Origin of the sequence: Actinomadura violacea (genome assembly GCF_017573465.1) — a bacterium.
In the GTDB taxonomy this organism is placed as follows: Bacteria; Actinomycetota; Actinomycetes; order Streptosporangiales; family Streptosporangiaceae; genus Spirillospora; species Spirillospora violacea.
Genome location: NZ_JAGEPF010000029.1, coordinates 23,649 through 38,835, shown reverse-complemented (window position 1 = coordinate 38,835; position 15,187 = coordinate 23,649). Strand labels below are relative to the sequence as shown.

The following is a 15,187-nucleotide window of genomic DNA, read 5'->3' as shown; positions in this document are numbered from 1 at the left end:
ACGGGAGACCGGTCCGGAATTCCGGTTCGGCGGGCCGCCGCCCGGTGCCCGCGAATCGGCTTCGCGCGCGGCCGGCGGCCGGTCCGCGCCGGGGCGGGCGCCCGCCGGGCCCCGGCACGGCGGCGGGGGCCCGGCCGTCGGACGGCGCCGCAGGTCAGCGGCTCGGCCACTGCTCGTCCAGGTACTCCTGCCAGGTCCGCTTCCCGGCCTTGCGGCCCGGGGTGAGATGGTGCCCTTCCTTGAAGGCGCGCACCGTCTTGCCGAACAGCGGGAACGGCAGCCGCAGATTGCGCTTGCCCCGCGCCTGCAGATAGCTCTTGGCCATCTCCTCGAGCGTGAGCACCTCGGGGCCGCCCATGTCGTCGACGCGGCGCGCGGGGCCCGGCGCGAGCGCCAGGTCGGCCAGCCGCTCGGCGACCTCGTCGGCGTCGATCGGCTGCACCCGCAGCCCGGACGGCAGCGGCATGAGCCCGGGGACCTTCGTGAGGGCGTCCAGCACCATCGCGGGAAGCGCGTGGAACTGGGTCGTCCGCAGGATGGTGTAGGGCAGCCCCGAGTCCTCGATGAGCCGCTCCACCTCGTGCTTGACCCGGTAGTACGGGTACGGGATCTTGTCGACGCCGACGATCGAGATGTACACCAGGTGCGGCGCGCCCTGCTTCCACGCCGCGTCGACGAGGTTCCGGGCGGCGGTGAGGTCGTCCTTGTAGTGCCGCCAGTCGCTGGCGCAGTGCACGATGGTGTCGGCGCCGGTGAGGGCCGCGCCGAGCCCGTCGCCGGTCTTGAGGTCGCCCTGGTGCCAGGTCACGCCGTTCTCCGGCGTCCTCGGGCGCCGGCTCAGCGCGTGCACGTCCGCGGCGTCGGCCGCCGCGAGCCTGCGGGTCAGGGGCGCGCCGAGCGTCCCGCTCGCCCCGGTCACGATGATCATTGACTCCTCCTTCGTCCGCTAAGAGGGACCGGGCAGTCTCCCAGAGCGTGACAGGGCGCGGGCGGCGAATTCCAGCTTGTCCGGATTGAGCACGGCGTGCACGGCGGTGACGTGCTCCCCGGACGCCTCCAGCACGGCGATCATGGTGAGCTCCCCGTCCACCCGGACGGCCAGCGCCGGCACCCCGTTGATGTCCTCGATCGACGGTTCGAGCGCCGCCCCGGGCAGGTTCACCGCGCGGCGGGCGACACCGGCGAAGAAGCGCGCCACCCGGGCGCGCCCGCTGACCGCGTTGCGGGCCGCGGAGACCTTGCCGCCGCCGTCGGACCAGGCGACGACGTCCTCGGCCAGGATCGCCTCCAGGCCGGGCAGGTCGCCGCGGACGGCCGCGTCCAGGAACCGCTCGACGAGCCGCCGCCACCGCTCGCCCGGCGGGGCGAACCGCCGTTCGGCGGACGCGACGCGCTGCCGGGCGCGCCGGTGCAGCTGGCGGCTCGCGGTCTCGGTCACGTCCAGCACCCCGGCGATGTCCCGGTGCCGGTAGCCGAACGCCTCGCGCAGCACGAACACCGCGCGCTCGGCCGGGGTGAGCGACTCCATCAGGGCGAGCAGGGCGAGCGACACCGAGTCGCGCTGCTCGGCGGTCTCCAGCGGGCCGAGCACCCGCGCGCCGAGCCCGCCGGGGCCGCCCGGCACCGGCTCGGGCAGCCACGGCCCGGCGTAGGTCTCCCGGCGCACCCGCGCCGAGGCGAGCCGGTTCAGGCACAGGTTCGTGACGACCTTGATCAGCCAGGCGCGGGGCTCCTCGACGGCGGCCCGGTCCGTCCCGCTCCAGCGCAGGTAGGCGTCCTGCACCGCGTCCTCGGCCTCCTGCACCTCGCCGAGCATCCGGTACGCCAGGCCCGTCAGCCGGGGCCGCAGCTCCTCGAACGCGGCGAGGCCGGCCTCGTCCATGAGGTCGGCGCCGGTCTCCATCTACGACCTCCCGAAGACCTGCGGCGGCGGGGTCGGCGCGGTGATCTCCTCGCCGTCGTGGAGCGGCGCCGCGCCCGCGCAGAACGCGGCGAGGTCGTCGCCCGCCACCATCCGGGCCCGCGCGATGCCGCCGGCCGCGCGCCGGGTCAGCTCGGCGACCGGCAGCGGCTCGCGGGACGCGGCGACGATGAGGTTGCCGAACCGGCGGCCGCGCAGCACGCCCGGGTCGCCCATCAGCAGCGCGTGCGGGAACACCGACCGGACGGTGGCGGCGACGCGCCGCGCGAACGGCAGCCGGAACCCGTCGGCGACGTTCGCCAGGTACACCCCACGCGGCCGCAGCACCCGCGCCGCGTCCAGCACGAACTCGCGGGTGGCCAGCTCCGGCGGCATCGAGGCCTCGGCGAACGCGTCCATGACGACCAGGTCGTCGGCCTCGTCGGCGAGCGCGGCGATGCCGCTGCGCCCGTCGGTGACGCGGATCCGCAGCCCCGGAACGCCCTTGACGGGCAGCCGCTCGCGCACGACCCGCACGAGTTCGGCGTCCGGCTCCAGGACGATCTGCCGCGACCCCGGCCGGGTCGCGGCGATGTAGCGGGGCAGGGTGCAGCCGGCGCCGCCGATGTGCACGACGTCGAACGCCTCGCCGTCCAGGCCGAGCGCGTCGACGACGTCGCCCATCAGCCGCATGTACTCGAAGTCGAGGTAGGTGGGGTCGGACAGGTCCACGTAGGACTGCGGGACGCCGCCGACGAGCAGCATCCAGCCGCCGTCGCGGTCGGCGTCGCGCAGCAGCTCGGCCTCGCCGCCCGCGATCGTGAACGTGTCCGGCCGCGGACCGTGCCTGCCCTTGCGCGCCATGCCCCCACCCTACGGAACCGTCCCGGAGCGCTCCGACCGGCACGGGCCGGGCGGTCGTCAGGCCTGCTCGGTGAGCGCCTGCTCCTCGGCGAAGTGGCAGGCGCTCGGGTGCGCGGACCCGTCGCGTTCCACCAGCTCCGGGACGTCCTGCGCGCAGACGTCCTGGGCCTTCCAGCAGCGGGTGCGGAACCGGCAGCCGGACGGCGGGTCCAGCGGCGACGGCGGCTCGCCCTCCAGCTGGATCTGCCCCGCCCAGCCGGGCGCGTCCGGGTCGGGCACCGGGACGGCCGACAGCAGCGCCTGCGTGTACGGGTGCGTCGGGTGCTCGTAGATCTGCTCCTGGTCGCCGGTCTCGACGACCTTGCCGAGGTACATGACGGCGATCCGGTCGGAGATGTGCCGGACGGCGGCGAGGTCGTGCGCGATGAACACGTACGCGAGCCCGAGCTCGCGCTGCAGCTCGGCGAGCAGGTTCATGACCTGCGCCTGCACGGACACGTCCAGCGCCGACACCGGCTCGTCGCAGACGATGACGTCGGGGCGCAGCGCGAGCGCGCGGGCGATGCCGACGCGCTGCCGCTGCCCGCCGGAGAACTGGTGCGGGTACCGGCTGACGTGGTCGGGGTCGAGGCCGACGAGCTCCAGCAGCTCCTGGACGCGGGCGCGCCGCTCCCCCTTGGGCGCCACGTCCGGGTGGATCGCGAACGGCTCCCCCACGATGTCGCCGACGGTCATCCGCGGGTTCAGCGAGGAGTACGGGTCCTGCAGCACCATCTGGATGCGGCGGCGGAGCGCGCGCAGCTCCCCGCGCGGCAGCGCGAACACGTCCCGGCCGTCGAACCGGACGGTCCCGGCGGTCGGGCGCTCGGCCGCCAGCAGCAGCTTGGCGAGCGTCGACTTCCCGCACCCGGACTCGCCGACGACGCCGAGCGTCTCGCCGCGCCGCAGCTCCAGGTCGACGCCGTCCACCGCCCGGACCTGCCCCACCGCCCGTTTGATCACCACGCCGCGGGTGACGGGGTAGTGCTTGACCAGGCCGTCGACCTCCAGGATCGGGCCCTTACTCAGGTCCGGCACCGTGCACCTCCTCGGCGAAGTGGCAGGCGGCCTCGTGGCCCGGCGCGACGGTCACCAGCGGCGGCCGCTCGGCGGCGCAGAGCGCCTCGGCGCGCGGGCAGCGCGGCTGGAACGGGCAGCCGGGCGGCAGCGCGGCCGGGTTCGGCGGCGACCCCTTGATCGGGACGAGCGCGTCGCCGCGCCGGTCCAGCCGCGGCACCGACGCGAGCAGCCCGCGCGTGTAGGGGTGCGCGGGCCGCGCGTACAGCTCGCGGGCGGGCGCCTGCTCGGCCACCGACCCGGCGTACATGACGACGATCCGGTCCGCGACCCCGGCGACGACGCCGAGGTCGTGGGTGATGAGCACCATGCCCATCCGCAGCTCCTCCTGGAGCGCGGCGAGCAGCCGCATGATCTGCGCCTGCACGGTGACGTCGAGCGCGGTGGTCGGCTCGTCGGCGATGAGCACGTCCGGCTCCAGCGCCAGCGCCATCGCGATCATGATCCGCTGGCGCATGCCGCCGGAGAACTGGTGCGGGTAGTCGCCGAGCCGCTGCGCGGCGGACGGGATCCGCACCCGCTCCATCAGCTCGACGGCCTTGTCGCGGGCCGCCCTGCGGCCGAGCCCGCGGTGCACCCGGTACATCTCGCGGATCTGGTCGCCGACGGTGAACACCGGGTTCAGCGCGGTCAGCGCATCCTGGAAGATCATCGAGATGCGGTCGCCGCGGTAGCCGCGGCGGCGCCGCTCGGGCAGCCCGAGCAGCTCCTCGCCGTGCAGCCGCACCGAGCCGCCGGTGATCCGCGCGGGCGGGGTGTCGAGGATGCCCATGACGGCCTGCGCCGCCACGCTCTTGCCCGACCCCGACTCGCCGAGGATCGCGACGGTCTCCCCCTCGCCGAGCGTGTACGACAGCCCGTTCACCGCGCGGACGTCGCGTCCCCGCACGTGGAACGACACGTGCAGGTCCTCGACCGCCAGCAGCGGCGGCGGCTCCGCCGGCTCCTGCGGCAGGTCCTTGGTCAGCTCCGTCGTCATCGCGTGCTCACCGCAGCTTCGGGTCGAGGGCGTCGCGGGCCGCGTCGCCGAGCATCAGGAAACTCAGCACCGTGGCCGACAGGAACACCGCGGGGAAGATCAGCAGGTGCGGGTGGTCGACGAAGGAGTCCTGCGCCAGGTTCAGCTGCAGGCCCCAGGACACCTTCGGGTACTGCAGGCCGACGCCGAGGAAGTCCAGCGTCGCCTCGCCCGCGATCACGTTGCCGACGTTGAGGGTGGCGACCACGATCACCGGCGCGATCGCGTTCGGCAGGACGTGCCGCGCCATGATCCGCCGGTCGGACGCGCCGAGCAGCCGCGCGGCCTGCACGTAGTCGGCGTCCCGGACGGCGATCACCTGCGCCCGCATGATCCGGATCATCATGGTCCAGCCGAGCAGCACCAGCACCAGCGTCATCGCGCCGACCCCGTGGCTCGGGAAGGCGACCAGGATGACCGTCGCGCCGAGCACGAACGGCAGCCCGAAGAACACGTCGGTGAGCCGCGCGATCAGCGCGTCCAGGAGCCCGCCGTAGTAGCCGGCCAGCATCCCGAACACCAGCGCGATGACGAACGCGAACAAGGTGACCGCGACGCCGATCAGCAGGGTCGGGCGGGCGCCGTGCACGACGTGCGCGTAGTAGTCGCAGCCGGCGAGGTCGGTGCCGAACCAGTGCGCGCCGGACGGCCCGAGCTTGGCGTGGTTCGGGTCGCAGCCCTCGTTCACGCCCGTCGAGGTGAACAGCCGCGGCACCGCCGCCATCAGCGCGACCAGCAGCAGGAACGCCGACGACGCCCAGAACACCCAGCGGCGCCGCAGCTCCCGCCACGCGTCGTCCCACAGCGACGCCCGGCCGAGCCCGCCGCCGGCGACCGCGACGGCCGCCGCGGCGGTGCCCGGCGCGCCCGCGCCCGCCCCCGCGGCGTCCGCCGGCTCCGGTTCCGCGCCCGGCGGGCCGGGGTCGGCCGCGCCCGGGTCGATCGTCTTCAATGCCCCTCCGGGTCGCTCGTCACTCGTACCTGATCCGCGGGTCCAGCAGCCCGTACAGCAGGTCCACGACCAAGTTGACCAGCAGGAAGATCAGCACGAGCACGGTGACCGCGCCGACCACCACCGGCCCCTCCTTCAGCTGGATCGACTGGAACACCTGCTGCCCGATGCCCGGCAGGTTGAAGATGCCCTCGGTCACGATCGCGCCGCCCATCAGGTTCCCGAAGTCGACGCCGAGATAGGTGACGACCGGGATCAGCGAGTTGCGCAGCGCGTGCCGGCCGACGACCCGCACCCGCGACAGGCCCTTGGCGTTGGCGGTGCGGACGTAGTCGGCGCGCAGGTTCTCGGCGAGGCTCGTGCGGGTCAGCCGGGCCACGTAGGACAGGCCGAGCGAGCCGAGCACCATGCCGGGCAGCAGGTAGCTCATCGGCCAGCCGTCGTCGGTCCCGGCCGTCGGGAAGATCTTCCAGTGCAGGCCGAACAGGATCTGCGCGGTGTAGCCGAGCACGAACACCGGCACCGCGATGAGCAGGGTGGTGCCGCCGAGCACGAGGGTGTCGGCGACCTTGCCGCGGCGCAGCCCCGCCCACACGCCGAGCACGATGCCGACGACCAGCTCGAAGATCCACGCCGTGAGCGCGAGCTGCGCGGTCACCGTCCACCGGCCGCCGAGCATGTCCGCGACGTTCTGGCCGTCGTAGTTCTCCCCCAGGTTGCCCTGGAGGAGACCCCACATGTACTTGGCGTACTGGATCAGCAGCGGGTCGTTGAGGTTGTAGCGGTCCCGCAGCGTCGCCAGGACGTTCGCGGGGATGGGCTTGTCCCCGGCGAGCGCCTGGATCGGGTCGCCCGGCAACGCGAACACCATCGCGTAGATCAGCAGGGTCGTCCCGATGAAGACGGGGATCGCCTGGAGGAGCCGCCGCAGGACATAGCGCCACATCGCCGGTTACTTCACCGTCACTTCGTTGACGATCAGGCCGGTGGAGAACGCCGTGATGGTGACGTTGTCCACGTGGCTGGAGCGGCCGCCCTGGCCGGCCCAGGTCCACAGCGGGATCATCGGCATCTCGCGGATGGCGACGTCCTCGGCCTGGTTGTAGAACTGGAGCGCCTGCTGGTGGTCGGCGGAGCTGTTCGCCTTGGCGATCAGGTCGTCGAACTCCTTGTTCTTCCAGCCCATGCGGTTGGCGTACGACGCCCACATGTTCTCGAGGTAGTTCTGGGCGCTCGGGTAGTCGGCCTCCCAGTTCTGCCGGTACGGGCCCTTCTCCTCGTGCTTGTTCAGCATCGAGAAGTAGTCGGACGCGGGGACCTGGCGGAACTGGATGTCCTGGATGCCGAGGTTCTGCTTCAGCGAGTTCGCGACGATCTGCATCCACTGGTAGTAGGTGGGCTGCGCGTTGGAGAAGTACAGCTCCATCGTCCCCTTGAACCCGCCGGCCTTGTCGAACAGCGTCTTGGCCTTCGCCGGGTCGAAGGTGCACAGCTCACCGCAGGCGTTCGCGCGGTGCCCGTCGATGATGGACGGCAGCAGCGAGTCGGCGGGGAAGTAGTCGCCGTTGTAGACGGCCTTGTTGATGCCCTGTCGGTCGATGACCATCGAGATGGCCTTGCGCAGATCCGGGTTCGCGAACCTCTTGTCCCACAGCGGGAAGCCGAGGTAGTCCATCGTGCCCATCTTGCGGGGCAGGAACCGGTCGCCGAGCAGCCGCTTCGCCTCCGGCACCTTCGCCGCCGGGATCGTCTGCAGCACGTCGATCTTCCCGGCCCGCAGGTCGGTGTAGGCGCTGTCGGCGCTGGAGTAGCTCTTCCAGATCACGCCCTTGTTCTTCGGCTTGCGCGGGCCGGTGTAACCGGGGAACGGCACGAGTTTGATCTGCTTGTTGCGTTCCCAGTTCCCGCTCATCATGTACGGGCCGTTGCCGATCGGGTGGTCATCGAACGACTTGGGGTCCTGGAGGCCGGCCTTCGGCATCGGCGCGAACGCCGGGTAGGTCAGCAGCAGCGGGAACTGGTTGAACGGCGCGGTGAGCGTCACCTTCAGCGTCGAGGGGTCGACGACCTGGACGCCGGACAGCTTGTCGGCCTTCGGCTTGGCCTTCTCGTCCTCGGGGTTCATCTCGTCGTACCCCTTGATGTGCGAGAAGTAGTCGTTGGCGGAGTAGGCGTTCGGCCCGTACGCCGCGTTGTTCCAGGCGTCGGCGAAGCTCTCCGCGGTGACCGGTTCGCCGTTGTGGAACTTCTGCCCCCCGCGGACCTTGATCGTCCAGACCTTCTGGTCGGTGGTGGTGACGGACTCGGCGGCGAGGTTGTAGGGCTTGCCGTCCTTGGTCAGCCCCTCCAGGTTGTCGAACAGGCCGCTGAGCACGTCGAAGGAGTAGCTGCTGGTGGTGTTGCCCGGCACCAGGTGGTCGGGTTCGGAGTGGCCGACGGTGAACACCCCGTCGCTCTTCTTCCCGCTCCCGCCGCAGGCCGACAGCCCGAGCGAGGCCGCCAGCACCACCGCGGCCAGCGTCGTGGCCTTCCCGCGCGCGCGCCTGCGCGGGCGCGCGTCCCTGAGGCTGGTCATGCTCCTCCTCGTGCTGTCCCCTCGTGCACCGGGCCCGGACCGCCCGCCGCACTTCAGGTTGGTGGCAGCGTCGTACCGGCGCGGCGGTTTCGGTATGGCGCTGACCGAGTCGAAACCGGATCGAGACTTGTTGATCAACCGTTGACACAGGTCAGCGGGGGAGGAAAAGTAAAGTTTCTTGCGAAAGGGGGCCCCGAGAGTGACGCTACGGCCGGACGCGGCGGCGGAGACGCCGGAAACGGAAGCGGCGGCGGATCCGGGCACGGAGGCGGGCGCGGAAGCGGCCGCGATCTGCGCGGACCTCATCCGCTTCGACACCGCCAACCGCGGCGAGGGCGACGCGCACCCGGAGCGGCCCGCCGCCGAGCACGTCGCGGCGCTGCTGGACGAGGCCGGCGTCGCGGCCGAGATCGTGGAGTCGGCGCCCGGCCGCGCCAGCGTGCTCGCCCGGATCCCCGGGACCGACCCTTCGCATCCGGCGTTCCTCGTCCACGGGCATCTGGACGTGGTCCCGGCCGACGCGTCCGACTGGGCGGTCCCGCCGTTCTCCGGCGAGGTGCGCGACGGATGCGTGTGGGGGCGCGGCGCCGTCGACATGAAGGGCAGCCTCGCGATGACGCTCGCGACCGTCCGGGCGCGGCTGCGCGCGGGCCGCCGCACGCGCGGGGACCTGGTGCTGGCGTTCCTCGCCGACGAGGAGTGCACCGGCGAGTACGGCTCCCGGTACGTGGCGCGCGAGCACCGGGAGTACTTCGAGGGCTGCGCCGAGGCGATCAGCGAGTCCGGCGGGTTCAGCGTGGACGCCGGCGGGACCCGGATCTACCCGGTCGCGACCGGCGAGCGCGGCACCGCCTGGATGCGGCTGACGGCGCGCGGCACCGCCGGGCACGGCTCCAAGCCCGCGCGCGACAACGCCGTCGCGGAGATCGCGCACGCGGTGTCGCGGATCGCCTCGTACGAGTGGCCCGTCCGGCTGACCCTGGGCGTGCGGGCGCTGCTGGACGGCCTGGCCGACGCCCTCGGCACGGCCATCGACCACGACCGGCTCGACGAGGAGGCGGTGCGGCTCGGCCGCGCCGGGCACCTGTTCGCCGGGACGGTCCGGAACTCGGCCAACCCGACGCGGCTGGACGCCGGCTACAAGGTGAACGTGGTGCCGGGCACCGCGTCCGCGCAGGTCGACGGCCGGTACCTGCCGGGGACCGGCGAGGAGTTCCTCGCGACCATCGACCGGCTGCTCGGCCCGAAGGTGGTGCGGGAGTTCATCAACCACGAGGAGGCTCCGGCGGCGGACCCGGCGGGCGCGACGTTCGCCGCGCTCGCCGGGTCGCTGCGCGCCGAGGACCCGCTGGCCCGGCCCGTCCCGTACGTGATGGCGGGCGGCACCGACGCCAAGTCGTTCAACGCGATCGGCATCACCAGCTTCGGGTTCGCGCCGCTGCGGCTCGGGCCGGAGCTGGACTACTTCGGCATGTTCCACGGCGTGGACGAGCGGGTCCCGCTGGACGGCCTGGCGTTCGGCACCCGCGTCCTCGACCGGTTCCTCGACACCCGCTGACCGCCGGCCGGACGCCCGGTCACTGCGACCTCTGGTAGCTGCGCAGCGAGGAGACCGCCAGGGCGATGGTGAGCACGGTGAGCGCGAGCAGCCATCCGCCGTGCAGGGCGACCGAGCCCCAGTCCGGGTCGCCGGCCATCGCGGCGCGCCCGGCGTCGAGCGCCCAGCTCACCGGGTTGAACGCCGCCACGTGCCGGATCCAGGCCGGCATCAGGCCCTTCGCCATGAACGCCGACGACAGGAACGTCAGCGGCAGCAGCAGCATCACGTTCAGCCCGATGATGGTGTTGCGGTCGCGCAGCAGCAGCGCGAGCGTGTTCGACAGCGCCGCGAGCACGACGCCGACCAGCACGGACGCGGCGACGAGCACGGCGAGGCCGCCCGCGCCGCCGGGGTAGCGGGCGCCCGCCGCCCACCCCAGCGCGATGATCACGAGCGACTGGAACGCGGTGCTGAGCGCCTGCTCGACGACGCCCGCGTTGGTGATCGCGCTGCGCCGCACCGGCGTCACCAGGAACCGGTTCATGGTGCCGCGCTCGATCTCGTCCATGGTGGCCATCCCGGCGAACGAGTTCAGCGACACCGCGTTCATGACCACGACCCCGGGGACGAGGTAGTCCAGGTAGGACGGGGCGCCGAAGCCGGGCAGCTCGACGACCCGCTTGAACAGCTCGCCGAACAGGAACAGCCAGATCATCGGCTGGACGAGCGTCATGACCAGGACGGCCGGGGTGCGGGCGAGCGCCGAGAGGCGGCGCTGCGTCATCCACCAGGTGCCGGTGAGGAGGCCGCTCATCGCGCGCCCCCGATCGCGGCCGGCTCGGGCGCCGCGTCCGGGGCGGCGTCCGCCTGCGCGAACCGGCGGCCGGCGTAGCGCAGGTACACGTCGTCCAGCGAGGGCCGTGCGACGGTCGCCGCCGCCACCGGCGCCCCGGCCTGGTCGAGCGCGGCCAGGACGGCGGGCACCGCGGACGCGCCGTCGTCGGCGCGCGCGCTGAGCCGCGGGCCGTCCAGCACGACGTCGCGCACCCCGGGCAGGCGGCCGAGCGCCGCCCGCACCCGCGCCTCGTCCGGCGCCTCCCCCCACTCCAGGTGGACGGCGTCGCCGCGCAGCTCGCCCTTGAGCGCGTCGGGGGTCCCCTCCGCGACGACGCGGCCGCGGTCGACGATCGCGAGCCGCCCGGCGAGCCGGTCCGCCTCGTCGAGGTAGTGCGTGGTCAGCAGGATCGCGAGCGCGTCGTCGCCCGCCAGCCGGGCGATCTCCGCCCACATCGACGCGCGGGCCTCCGGGTCGAGCCCGGTGGTCGGCTCGTCCAGGAACAGCACCTGCGGCCGGTGGACGAGGCCGAGCGCCACGTCCAGCCGGCGCCGCATCCCGCCGGAGTAGGTCTTCACCGGCCGGGCCGCGGCGTCCCGCAGCCCGAAGCGGTCGAGCAGCTCGTCGGCGCGGCGGCGCGCGTCCGCGCCGCCCATCCCGTGCAGCCGGGCCTGCAGGACCAGGTTCGCGCGGCCGCCGGCGCCGGGGTCGGCGCCGGACTGCTGCGCGACGACCCCGATGGCGCGCCGCACCCGGCCGGGGCGGCGCAGCACGTCGTGCCCGGCGACGGACGCGGTGCCCGCGTCCGGCCGGACCAGCGTGGTGAGGATCTTGACGGTGGTGGACTTGCCGGCCCCGTTCGGGCCGAGCAGGCCGAGGATCTCTCCCCGGCCGACGGTGACGGACAGCCCGTCCAGGGCCCGGACGTCGCCGGGATAGTGCTTGACCAGCCGGTCGGCCTCGATGGCGTGCGCCATGGTCGCCTCCATGCGGCGAGACGTGCTCGTCGGGGCGTCCCGGATAGGCTGGGTTCGAGGTCTCGCCGCCGGGGCCTGCTCCGCGAGCGGGTTTCCGTGGTGGGTTCTGAGGCCCGGCGGGGGTGTTGCCGCACCGCCGCCGGGCCGCGATCAGCTCTCGATGGCACCCCTTTCCGCGAGTTCCGCGATCTCGGGCGGGACGTCGCCGGTGGCGTGGAACGCGCGCCACATCGCCAGGCCCTCCAGCGTGCCGCCGGTGATCTCGCCGAGGAAGGCGCGCACCCAGTTCGCCTCGGCCTCCAGGATGGCCAGGGCGTACTCGGCCTCCAGGAGGAAGACGCGCGGCACCTCGGTCTCCCCGGCGAGCGCGGCGCGGTTGCCCGCGATGCGCTCGTCCAGCGCGTCGAGACGGCGGCGGAGCAGCTCGGCGGTCTCGTCCGGGCCGAGCGCGCCGAGCACCGACAGCCCGGCCTCGAGCCGCCGGTGCTCGGTCTCGGGCACCTCGATCAGCTCCCGCACCCAGTCGGCCAGTTCGTCGCGTCCGGCGCCGGTGATCCGGTAGACGGTCCGCTCCGGGCGGGCGCCGTCGCGGACGCTGCCCTCCACCGCCAGGAAGCCGTGCCTCTCCAGGTTCCGGACGACCGTGTAGAGCGAGCCCCACTTGATGTCCATGTCGTGGTCCTTGCCACGCGCCTTCATCAGCGAGGCCATCTCGTACGGGTGCATCGGCCTGGCGGAGACCGTCGAGAGCACGGCGAGTCCCAGGAGGTTGCTCACCTTCCGCCGCTTCGCCATCCCGACTCCTCGTCTACGAGTACTCGCAGACGAGTATAACCAGAAGCGACATATCGCGTCCACCCCGCCGCGGGTCAGAGCAGCGCCGGAGCCAGCTCCCGCCACTGCTCCAGCGGCAGCTCCGCCGGGTCGTCGGTGAGCACCTGGACGCAGACGTGGTCGGCGCCCGCGTCCAGGTGCTCCCGGACGCGGGCACGGATCGCCTCCACGTCCCCGTGCGCGACGATCGCGTCCACCAGCCGGTCGCTCGGGCCGCCGCCCGGGCCGCCCGCCATGTCGTCGTCGCCGTAGCCGAGGCGCCGCACGCTGGCCCGCTGGTGCTCCGCCGCCTGCACGTAGCCGGCGACGTGCGCCCGCGCGATTTCGCGCGTCCGGCCGGGGTCGGTGCCGAGCACGACCGCCTGCTCGACGCCGAGGAACGCGTCCGGCCCCATGGTCTTGCGGGCCAGCACGGTGTGCTCGACGGGCACGAAGTACGGGTGCGCGCCCCACGTCCGCTCCGCCGCCAGCTCCAGCATCTTCGGCCCGAGGGCCGCCAGCACCCGGCGCGGCGCCGGATCGGCGGGGACGGCGTGCACCGGCACCGCGTCCATCGCGTCGAGGTAGGCGCGCATCATCGGCACCGGCCGCCCGATCTTCGGCATCGCGTAGCCGTCCAGCTCGCCGGGGTCGCCGACCCGGTGGCCGCCGAGCCCGAGCAGGTAGCGGCCCGGGAACGCCTCGCCGAGGGTGCGCGCCGCCCCGGCCATCGCGATCGGGTCGCGGAACGCGATGTTCGCGATCCCGGACGCGACGGCGATCCGCCGCGTCGCGCTCAGCAGCAGCCATGCCTGGCCGGTGCTGTCGCGCCCGAACGCCTCGCCGAACCAGACGGCCCCGTAGCCGAGCTCCTCGATCTCGGCGGCGGCCTCGCGCACCCGTCCGGCCGGCTGCGCGTCGAAGGTGAACGTCCAGATCCCGACGCGGCCCAGCCCGTCTCGCTGCATCACATGCCCCCATCTTCCGGAGAACTTCTCCGGTTCCTCTCCGGGGTACGATACGGAGAACTTCTCCAGTTGGCTACCCGGGCCGCGAAGGCCGAGGATGGGGCGATGACCACCGCGGACGAGACGCGCCCCGGGCGCCCGCTGCGCGCGGACGCGCGCCGCAACCGCGAGCGGGTCCTCGCGGCGGCCCGCGAGACATTCGCCGAGGACGGCCCGGACGCCTCCCTCAACGAGATCGCGCGGCGCGCGGGCGTCGGCCCGGGCACCCTCTACCGGCACTTCCCCACCCGGCAGGCGCTGCTGGCCGCCGTCCTCGCCGACCGCGTCGAGCGGCTGTGCGCGTACGCGGACCGGCTGATCGCGTCCGAGCCCCCCGAGGTCGCGCTGTCGGGCTGGCTGCACGCCTTCCTCGAGCACGCGACCGGCGACCACGGGCTCGGCGGCGCGGCGCTGACCAAGCCGCCCGGCCTGGACTTCGACTGCCACACCGCGATCCGGGAGGCGGTGGAGCGCGTCCTCGCCGGCGCCCAGCGGGCCGGCGCGGCGCGCGCCGACGTGACGGCCGCCGACCTGCTGCAGCTGGTCGTCGGCGTGGCCCTCGCCACCGAGGAGGCGGCGCACGACCCCGGCCAGGCGGGCCGCCTCCTCGCCCTCGTCGAGGACGCCCTGCGGCCCTGAGCCCCCGTCCGGGTAGGACACGGGAGTGGAGTTCTCAACGGCGGCCGACGAGCTGTACGGCGTCGAGCCGGAGGAGTTCGTGGCGACCCGGGCGCGGCTGGCCCGCGAGGCCAAGGCGGACGGCGACGCCGCGCTCGCCAAGCGGATCGGCGGGCTGCGCCGGCCGACGCTGTCGGCGTGGGCGGTGAACCTGCTGGCCCGGTCGGCGGCCGATGATCTCGATGCGCTGCTGGACGTCGGCGGACGGATGCGGGAGGCGTGGGGCTCGGGCGGCGGGCTCGGCGACCTGGAGCAGCGGCGGGCCCGGCTCGTCGCGGCGCTGCTGCGCCGGGCCGGCGACCTCGCGGCCGGGGCGGGGCGCCCGCTGCGCGACCAGGCCGTCCGCGAGGTCGAGGACACGCTGCAGGCCGCCACGGTCGACGAGGGCATCGCGGCGGAGGTGCGGGACGGGCGGCTGCCGCAGCCCCGCAGCCACACCGGTTTCGTCCCGGCGGGCTTCGCCCTCGCCCCGGACGCCGAGCCGAAGCCGAAGGCGAAGCCGGAGAAACGGGCGAAGCCCGAGGCCGCCCCGCCGGAGAAGAAGCCCGAACGGCCGAAGGTCAGCCGGACGAGCGCGGCGCGCGCCAAGCGCGCGCAGACCCTGGCCCGCAAGGCGGACGAGGCGGAGCGCACCCTCGCGGACAGGACCGAGCGCGCCGGCACGGCGCGGCAAGCGGCCGAGGACGCGTCCGCCGAGGTGGGGCGGCTGCGGCACGAGCTGGAGCGGGCCACCGCGGAGCGGGACTCGGCGGCGCGGCGGGCGGAGCGTGCCGAGCAGGCGCGCGCCCGTGCCGAGGAGGCGGCGCGGGAGGCCCGGAAGGCGGCCGGCGAGGCGCGGCGCGCCGCCGACCGGGACGCCGCCCGGTAGGCGGCACCGTGGGCGGCGCGGGACCCCGCCGACACGGCCGGTTC

At 74.0% G+C, this 15,187-nt stretch carries 15 protein-coding genes; 3 read left to right on the top strand and 12 right to left on the bottom strand.

What is annotated here, in order from left to right; all coding sequences use genetic code 11:
• Positions 1–154: 154 nt before the first annotated feature.
• The 8 genes from J4709_RS39390 to J4709_RS39355 are packed head-to-tail and all read right to left on the bottom strand — an operon-like array spanning position 155 to position 8,425.
• Positions 155–928, bottom strand: coding sequence for an SDR family oxidoreductase (locus J4709_RS39390; RefSeq protein WP_208249328.1), 774 nt, complete (start codon positions 926–928; stop codon positions 155–157).
• 18 nt (positions 929–946) lie between these two features.
• The gene (locus J4709_RS39385) at positions 947–1,903 is read right to left on the bottom strand and encodes an RNA polymerase sigma-70 factor (protein WP_232384745.1); all 957 of its coding nucleotides are present in this window, start codon (positions 1,901–1,903) and stop codon (positions 947–949) included.
• The gene (locus tag J4709_RS39380) at positions 1,904–2,764 is read right to left on the bottom strand and encodes a spermidine synthase (protein ID WP_173100765.1); all 861 of its coding nucleotides are present in this window, start codon (positions 2,762–2,764) and stop codon (positions 1,904–1,906) included. It lies immediately after the preceding gene.
• Positions 2,765–2,821: 57 nt separating this feature from the next.
• Positions 2,822–3,841 (bottom strand): ABC transporter ATP-binding protein, encoded by a 1,020-nt coding sequence (locus J4709_RS39375; RefSeq protein WP_372442215.1) that lies wholly within the window; start codon positions 3,839–3,841, stop codon positions 2,822–2,824.
• The gene (locus J4709_RS39370) at positions 3,825–4,859 is read right to left on the bottom strand and encodes an ABC transporter ATP-binding protein (RefSeq protein ID WP_208249326.1); all 1,035 of its coding nucleotides are present in this window, start codon (positions 4,857–4,859) and stop codon (positions 3,825–3,827) included. Before J4709_RS39370 ends, J4709_RS39375 begins: the two co-directional genes overlap by 17 nt.
• 7 nt (positions 4,860–4,866) lie before the next feature.
• Complete coding sequence (locus J4709_RS39365) at positions 4,867–5,850, bottom strand: ABC transporter permease (protein WP_232384744.1); 984 nt, start codon at positions 5,848–5,850, stop codon at positions 4,867–4,869.
• 19 nt (positions 5,851–5,869) lie between these two features.
• Positions 5,870–6,796, bottom strand: a complete 927-nt coding sequence (locus tag J4709_RS39360; protein ID WP_208249324.1) for an ABC transporter permease — start codon at positions 6,794–6,796, stop codon at positions 5,870–5,872.
• 6 nt (positions 6,797–6,802) lie between these two features.
• Positions 6,803–8,425 carry a peptide ABC transporter substrate-binding protein gene (locus tag J4709_RS39355; protein ID WP_208249322.1) on the bottom strand — a complete coding sequence of 541 codons (1,623 nt, stop codon included), beginning with the start codon at positions 8,423–8,425 and terminating at the stop codon, positions 6,803–6,805.
• 199 nt (positions 8,426–8,624) lie between these two features.
• Here J4709_RS39355 and J4709_RS39350 point away from each other — a divergent pair, with 199 nt between their 5' ends.
• On the top strand, positions 8,625–9,983 hold the full coding sequence (locus J4709_RS39350; RefSeq protein WP_208249319.1) for a M20/M25/M40 family metallo-hydrolase: 1,359 nt from the start codon (positions 8,625–8,627) through the stop codon (positions 9,981–9,983).
• 19 nt (positions 9,984–10,002) lie between these two features.
• On the opposite strand, the gene J4709_RS39345 is transcribed toward J4709_RS39350, so the two are convergent.
• The 4 genes from J4709_RS39345 to J4709_RS39330 all read right to left on the bottom strand — a co-directional run bounded on the left by J4709_RS39345 (position 10,003) and on the right by J4709_RS39330 (position 13,558).
• Complete coding sequence (locus J4709_RS39345) at positions 10,003–10,779, bottom strand: ABC transporter permease (protein ID WP_208249318.1); 777 nt, start codon at positions 10,777–10,779, stop codon at positions 10,003–10,005.
• The gene (locus J4709_RS39340) at positions 10,776–11,777 is read right to left on the bottom strand and encodes an ATP-binding cassette domain-containing protein (protein ID WP_208249317.1); all 1,002 of its coding nucleotides are present in this window, start codon (positions 11,775–11,777) and stop codon (positions 10,776–10,778) included. Before J4709_RS39340 ends, J4709_RS39345 begins: the two co-directional genes overlap by 4 nt.
• Before the next feature lie 150 nt (positions 11,778–11,927).
• On the bottom strand, positions 11,928–12,572 hold the full coding sequence (locus J4709_RS39335; protein WP_208249302.1) for a PadR family transcriptional regulator: 645 nt from the start codon (positions 12,570–12,572) through the stop codon (positions 11,928–11,930).
• A 74-nt stretch (positions 12,573–12,646) separates the two neighbouring features.
• Positions 12,647–13,558, bottom strand: a complete 912-nt coding sequence (locus J4709_RS39330; RefSeq protein WP_208249549.1) for a TIGR03620 family F420-dependent LLM class oxidoreductase — start codon at positions 13,556–13,558, stop codon at positions 12,647–12,649.
• 105 nt (positions 13,559–13,663) lie between these two features.
• Here J4709_RS39330 and J4709_RS39325 point away from each other — a divergent pair, with 105 nt between their 5' ends.
• Positions 13,664–14,236, top strand: coding sequence for a TetR/AcrR family transcriptional regulator (locus J4709_RS39325; protein WP_208249300.1), 573 nt, complete (start codon positions 13,664–13,666; stop codon positions 14,234–14,236).
• Positions 14,237–14,261: 25 nt separating this feature from the next.
• On the top strand, positions 14,262–15,143 hold the full coding sequence (locus J4709_RS39320; protein ID WP_208249299.1) for a hypothetical protein: 882 nt from the start codon (positions 14,262–14,264) through the stop codon (positions 15,141–15,143).
• Positions 15,144–15,187: the final 44 nt, after the last annotated feature.

Bases quoted from the DNA above. Each gene is read 5' to 3' on its own strand.
- J4709_RS39390 (WP_208249328.1), bottom strand. From the start codon at position 928: ATGATCATCGTGACCGGGGCGAGCGGGACGCTCGGCGCGCCCCTGACC.
- J4709_RS39385 (WP_232384745.1), bottom strand. From the start codon at position 1,903: ATGGAGACCGGCGCCGACCTCATGGACGAGGCCGGCCTCGCCGCGTTC.
- J4709_RS39380 (WP_173100765.1), bottom strand. From the start codon at position 2,764: ATGGCGCGCAAGGGCAGGCACGGTCCGCGGCCGGACACGTTCACGATC.
- J4709_RS39370 (WP_208249326.1), bottom strand. From the start codon at position 4,859: ATGACGACGGAGCTGACCAAGGACCTGCCGCAGGAGCCGGCGGAGCCG.
- J4709_RS39360 (WP_208249324.1), bottom strand. From the start codon at position 6,796: ATGTGGCGCTATGTCCTGCGGCGGCTCCTCCAGGCGATCCCCGTCTTC.
- J4709_RS39355 (WP_208249322.1), bottom strand. From the start codon at position 8,425: ATGACCAGCCTCAGGGACGCGCGCCCGCGCAGGCGCGCGCGCGGGAAG.
- J4709_RS39345 (WP_208249318.1), bottom strand. From the start codon at position 10,779: ATGAGCGGCCTCCTCACCGGCACCTGGTGGATGACGCAGCGCCGCCTC.
- J4709_RS39340 (WP_208249317.1), bottom strand. From the start codon at position 11,777: ATGGCGCACGCCATCGAGGCCGACCGGCTGGTCAAGCACTATCCCGGC.
- J4709_RS39335 (WP_208249302.1), bottom strand. From the start codon at position 12,572: ATGGCGAAGCGGCGGAAGGTGAGCAACCTCCTGGGACTCGCCGTGCTC.
- J4709_RS39330 (WP_208249549.1), bottom strand. From the start codon at position 13,558: ATGCAGCGAGACGGGCTGGGCCGCGTCGGGATCTGGACGTTCACCTTC.
- J4709_RS39325 (WP_208249300.1), top strand. From the start codon at position 13,664: ATGACCACCGCGGACGAGACGCGCCCCGGGCGCCCGCTGCGCGCGGAC.